Source organism: Buttiauxella brennerae ATCC 51605 (genome assembly GCF_001654925.1).
GTDB classification, from domain to species: Bacteria; Pseudomonadota; Gammaproteobacteria; order Enterobacterales; family Enterobacteriaceae; genus Buttiauxella; species Buttiauxella brennerae.
This window is the reverse complement of sequence record NZ_LXER01000037.1, coordinates 1-4,837: the sequence shown is the minus strand read 5'-3', so window position 1 is coordinate 4,837 and position 4,837 is coordinate 1. Positions and strand designations below refer to the sequence as shown.

General features: G+C 46.1%; 5 protein-coding genes and 4 tRNA genes. 2 read left to right on the top strand and 7 right to left on the bottom strand.

Annotation, left to right across the window (positions count from 1 at the left end; translation table 11 throughout):
- The 5 genes from M975_RS23460 to M975_RS20095 all read right to left on the bottom strand — a co-directional run.
- Positions 1 to 78 (bottom strand): elongation factor Tu (locus M975_RS23460; RefSeq protein ID WP_001738555.1); only part of this gene is annotated, 78 nt, incomplete at its 3' end.
- A gap of 111 nt (positions 79 to 189) precedes the next feature.
- Positions 190 to 265, bottom strand: a tRNA-Thr gene (locus tag M975_RS20110).
- 5 nt (positions 266 to 270) lie between these two features.
- Positions 271 to 345, bottom strand: a tRNA-Gly gene (locus tag M975_RS20105).
- 117 nt (positions 346 to 462) lie between these two features.
- Positions 463 to 547: transfer RNA gene (locus M975_RS20100), tRNA-Tyr, on the bottom strand.
- 10 nt (positions 548 to 557) lie between these two features.
- Positions 558 to 633: transfer RNA gene (locus M975_RS20095), tRNA-Thr, on the bottom strand.
- A 335-nt stretch (positions 634 to 968) separates the two neighbouring features.
- Here M975_RS20095 and M975_RS20090 point away from each other — a divergent pair.
- Together M975_RS20090 and coaA are read left to right on the top strand one after the other, a co-directional pair.
- Positions 969 to 1,517, top strand: coding sequence for a GNAT family N-acetyltransferase (locus tag M975_RS20090; RefSeq protein WP_064561663.1), 549 nt, complete (start codon positions 969 to 971; stop codon positions 1,515 to 1,517).
- Positions 1,518 to 1,721: 204 nt separating this feature from the next.
- Positions 1,722 to 2,672, top strand: a complete 951-nt coding sequence (coaA, locus tag M975_RS20085) for a type I pantothenate kinase (RefSeq protein ID WP_064561664.1) — start codon at positions 1,722 to 1,724, stop codon at positions 2,670 to 2,672.
- Between the two features lie 29 nt (positions 2,673 to 2,701).
- Here coaA and birA read toward each other — a convergent pair whose 3' ends face one another.
- Together birA and murB are read right to left on the bottom strand one after the other, a co-directional pair.
- A complete protein-coding gene (gene birA, locus M975_RS20080) occupies positions 2,702 to 3,664 on the bottom strand; it encodes a bifunctional biotin--[acetyl-CoA-carboxylase] ligase/biotin operon repressor BirA (protein WP_064561662.1) in 963 nt (320 codons plus the stop codon).
- Positions 3,661 to 4,689 carry a UDP-N-acetylmuramate dehydrogenase gene (gene murB, locus M975_RS20075; RefSeq protein ID WP_064561661.1) on the bottom strand — a complete coding sequence of 343 codons (1,029 nt, stop codon included), beginning with the start codon at positions 4,687 to 4,689 and terminating at the stop codon, positions 3,661 to 3,663. Before murB ends, birA begins: the two co-directional genes overlap by 4 nt.
- Between the last annotated feature and the right edge of the window lie 148 nt (positions 4,690 to 4,837).

Sequence of the window (4,837 nt, the reverse complement as noted above, 5' to 3'; positions counted from 1 at the left end):
GGTTTTACCATGGTCAACGTGGCCGATAGTACCGACGTTGACGTGCGGTTTTGTACGTTCAAATTTTTCTTTAGACATCGATTGTCCCTCTAAGACACGGATAAATCGGTGATATCACCACATCAACCAGGCGAAAGCCTGAATTTGTTGAATTCATTAACAGAAGAGAAACAGGGAGGATAAAGGAGGTGGTGCTGATAGGCAGATTCGAACTGCCGACCTCACCCTTACCAAGGGTGCGCTCTACCAACTGAGCTATATCAGCACATCTGGAGCGGGCAGTGGGAATCGAACCCACATCATCAGCTTGGAAGGCTGAGGTAATAGCCATTATACGATGCCCGCATCTCTGGAACTCGGCTACCTGCTTGAATTCTGTTTCAACTAAGGAGAGGCTCCTCAGTATTCGAGTCGACTTGTTGGATCTCGTCGCCTCGGGCTACGCATAGCGCGGCCTGAAAATGGTGGTGGGGGAAGGATTCGAACCTTCGAAGTCGATGACGGCAGATTTACAGTCTGCTCCCTTTGGCCGCTCGGGAACCCCACCAAGCACTTGATGGTGCCGACTACCGGAATCGAACTGGTGACCTACTGATTACAAGTCAGTTGCTCTACCTACTGAGCTAAGTCGGCATCAAGTAGCGCGCATTCTAGGGAGACTGGCCCTTCGATGCAACAAAAAAATTAAAGAAAACGCACTGACGCTTATATTTTGCGCGATAGCACGTAAAAATGATTATTTAATCGACATTCTGGAGTGTTTTTGAGCGTTAAAAGCAGCGTCAGTTTTTACAAACGACGTTCGCACACTCTTCTTTTGCACCTACAACGTGCAAACGGCCCTCTTTTAATGCATTCCCCCTCTACAAACCACCATTCATTTGCTTTGAAACCGCTGTCTTCTCTATTACTGAGGCATTGGATCGCTTCTTGCTTGATAGTCATATGCCCACGACGGAGGATGCACTATGAAAATTGTTCCTTTAAACGCAGCTACCTTGCCCGTGTATTGCAGAGAGCTTGGATCATTACTATTAGACTCTATAGAAAGTGGTGCATCCGTGGGTTATCAGCCAGGAACTTCGCGTGAAGATGCCGAAAGCGCATTTTACCGGTTACGTGGAGCACTTGATAAAGGAGAGCAGCTAATGTGGATTGCCCGCGATGAGCGTGGCCTTTTAGGTTCAGTACGTCTTGAACTGTGTAATGAGTCCGACGGACTGAACAGAGCGGTTCCTAAATGTTTGCTTGTCCATCGCCAGGCACGCCGGCAAGGCATAGGGAAACAGCTTATTGCCGCCATGGAGAAAGCAGCCATTACGCATCACCGAGGTTTACTATGCCTCGACATACAAGCGAGCACGCCTGCCGAGGCGTTCTATCGTGCACAAGGTTATCGCTGCCTGGGCGAATTGCCCGACTATATTTGTTCGCCGGACGGTTATTACCATCCCGCAGTCATCTACTACAAACGCTTATTCGCCGTTAATCAATTTATGCAACGCATAGCGAGTTAAAAGCCCGCAACAACGCGATGCTTTCCACTGAAAGCATCGCCGCGTTCTTTTTTTCTTATTATTATCCCTCATCTGGTGTTACCCTCCTGCCCATTGTGAAAAGTAATATACGTTGCACGCCTTTGATTACCTGAGATGAGTCTACTTTTCTCAGTCTGCGTACTACGTTCATTTTTGTCCTGAATTACAGGCAGAAGCATGCTTATGAGTAATAAAGAGCAAATGTTGACGACTCCTTATATGCAGTTCAACCGCAACCAATGGGCAGCCTTGCGTGACTCGGTACCGATGACGCTGACCGAAGGTGAAATCGCCCGGTTGAAAGGTATCAATGAGGATCTCTCGTTAGAGGAAGTGGCCGAAATTTATCTGCCGCTTTCACGTCTATTGAATTTTTATATCAGTTCAAACCTACGCCGCCAGGCTGTGTTAGAGCAATTTCTGGGCACTAATGGCCAGCGTATTCCTTACGTCATTAGTATCGCCGGAAGTGTTGCGGTAGGTAAAAGTACCACGGCTCGCGTGTTACAAGCGCTGCTTAGCCGCTGGCCTGAACACCGCCGCGTGGAATTGATTACTACTGATGGTTTTCTTCATCCGAATAAAGTGTTGAAAGAACGCAATCTGATGAAGAAAAAGGGATTCCCGCAATCCTATGATATGCATCGGTTGGTGAAGTTTGTTTCTGATATTAAATCAGGGGCGCCGAATGTGACGGCCCCGGTTTACTCTCATCTTATTTATGATGTTATTCCAGAGGGTGATAAGACTGTTGCTCAGCCTGATATTTTAATCCTTGAAGGATTAAATGTTTTGCAAAGCGGCATGGATTACCCACACGACCCACATCATGTGTTTGTATCTGATTTTGTCGACTTCTCGATTTATGTCGATGCGCCAGAAGAGCTGCTGCAAGATTGGTATATCACTCGCTTCCTGAAGTTCAGGGAAGGTGCGTTTACTGACCCGGATTCTTATTTCCACAGTTATGCGAAGCTTTCAGAAGATGAGGCGGTGAATGTTGCCCTTCAACTTTGGAAAGAGATCAACTGGCTGAATTTAAAAGAAAATATACTTCCAACGCGTGAGCGCGCCAGCTTGATTATGACGAAAAGTGCAAATCATGAAGTTGAGTGTGTGAGGCTCCGGAAATAATAAATGGGGGGAGTTACCCCCCGTTTATATTAATTAATTCCACGCAGAGATATTTCCCCACCGACCCAGGGTTTAATAACCCCATCTTGTTCTAATAGCAAACCACCTTGCTCATTAATCCCTCTTGAAATACCATGAATTTCTTTATCGCCAATAATTAGTTTAACCTGGCGGTTTATAAAGTTATCAAGTGATTCCCAGCGAGGTAAGAAAGGAGTTAATCCTTCTTCTTCAAAAAGGTGTAATGCTTTACGCAATTCTTTTATGATTCTGATAGCTAATGCATTGCGGTCTATATTAATTCCGGCTTCCTGAAGGTTAATCCAGCTTTGATTAATCACATCAGTTGCCACATTGCGCATGGCGAGATTGATTCCGGCACCAATAACAATCTGTGCTGCATCGCCGGTTTTACCCGTCAACTCGACCAAAATGCCAGCGAGCTTGCGATCGTTTAAATACAGATCATTTGGCCATTTCACCCGGACATCTTCAGCACCTAATTCACGCAGAACTTCAGCCATGACAATTCCGATGACAAGGCTTAGGCCGACCGCAGCTGCGGGACCTTGTTCGAGTCGCCAGAACATAGAAAGATAAAGATTAGCCCCAAAAGGTGAAAACCATTGTCGACCCCGGCGCCCTCGACCAGCCTGCTGATATTCAGCAATGCATGCATCACCGGACTGAAGTGTTTCAATACGATCGAGTAAATATTGGTTAGTCGAATCAATGACAGGTAACACAGCAACTGAGCCGGTTTTAATTTGCGATTTTATCAGCTCTTCATTCAGTAACTGGATAGGATCCGGGAGGCTATAGCCTTTCCCTGGGACGGTAAAAACATCCACTCCCCAGTCTCTTAGAGTTTGAATGTGCTTATTTATGGCCGCACGACTCATGCCGAGCTGCTCGCCAAGCTGCTCACCAGAGTGGAATTCACCATCGGCCAGGATACTAATCAGCGTGAGTGGGACTGTATTATCTTTCATGCAATTGTCTCCACTGCACTAACTTCACCACATGTTCCGATGAAACGAACTTCAGGTTCTAGCCACACATTAAATTTCTCCCCAACACGCTGACGAACAAGATGCGCTAAACCCACAACATCCAGACTTGAAGCACCACTCTCATTTATCAATACCAAAGCTTGTTGTTGATGCACTGTCGCACCACCTACCTTGTAGCCTTTCAACTGGCACTGATCGATCAGCCAACCTGCCGCCAGTTTTATTGAGCCGTCGGGCTGAGGATAGTGTGGAATGTTAGTGAAAGCCGCAAGTAGTACAGCAGCCTGTTCGGCATCAACGACTGGATTCTTGAAAAAGCTTCCCGCATTGCCATTAACATGTGGGTCCGGAAGTTTTGTCATGCGCATATGGCAAACTGCATCAAATACTTCCTGAGGGGTGACATTTTCAGCATCAAGACGGGCTAAGTCACCATAACTTAATACTGGCTGCCATTGTTTTGGCAAACGTAATCCCACGGCAATGATTGCATAGTGGTTCTGATATTCATGCTTAAAAATACTGTCACGATAGCCAAACTGGCACTCTGAATTATTCAAGCGATGTATCTCACCGCTGATTAAATCAACGCAATCAACGTAATGGCAGACATTTTTAAGCTCAACACCATACGCGCCAATATTTTGAATCGGTGAAGATCCGGCGCATCCTGGAATTAAAGCCAGGTTTTCAAGCCCAGGCATTCCTTGTTGTAAGGTATTTTCAACCAGATGATGCCAGTTTTCACCTGCACCCACATGCAGATACCACGCATCATTTTCTTCCGTCACTTCTATACCTGAAATACGGTTGATAATTACCGTGCCGGAATAATCCTCAAGAAAGAGAACGTTACTCCCCTCGCCCAGAATCAACACTGGCATATTTTCTGCCACTGCTTCACTCCAGGCATCCTTTAATTGTTGCACGGTTTCAGCAATGACAATACGTGAAGCATTAGCCTGAATACCGAATGTATTGAAAGGTTTAAGAGAAGTGCTCATGTTGGGTATCTTTCCTGAGTGTAAACCCGGTTAGTTTACCTTATATGGTAGGGGTTGGCTTGCTCAGAGGCGGGTATGACGGGTGATCGCATAAATTACAGACAGCAAAAAGCCCTGTACGTCAGTACAGGGCTTTTCACTTATTTGG

Excerpts from the sequence above, each read along its gene's own strand:
- murB (WP_064561661.1), bottom strand. The coding sequence starts at position 4,689 with ATGAGCACTTCTCTTAAACCTTTCAATACATTCGGTATTCAGGCTAAT.
- coaA (WP_064561664.1), top strand. The coding sequence starts at position 1,722 with ATGAGTAATAAAGAGCAAATGTTGACGACTCCTTATATGCAGTTCAAC.
- birA (WP_064561662.1), bottom strand. The coding sequence starts at position 3,664 with ATGAAAGATAATACAGTCCCACTCACGCTGATTAGTATCCTGGCCGAT.
- M975_RS20090 (WP_064561663.1), top strand. The coding sequence starts at position 969 with ATGAAAATTGTTCCTTTAAACGCAGCTACCTTGCCCGTGTATTGCAGA.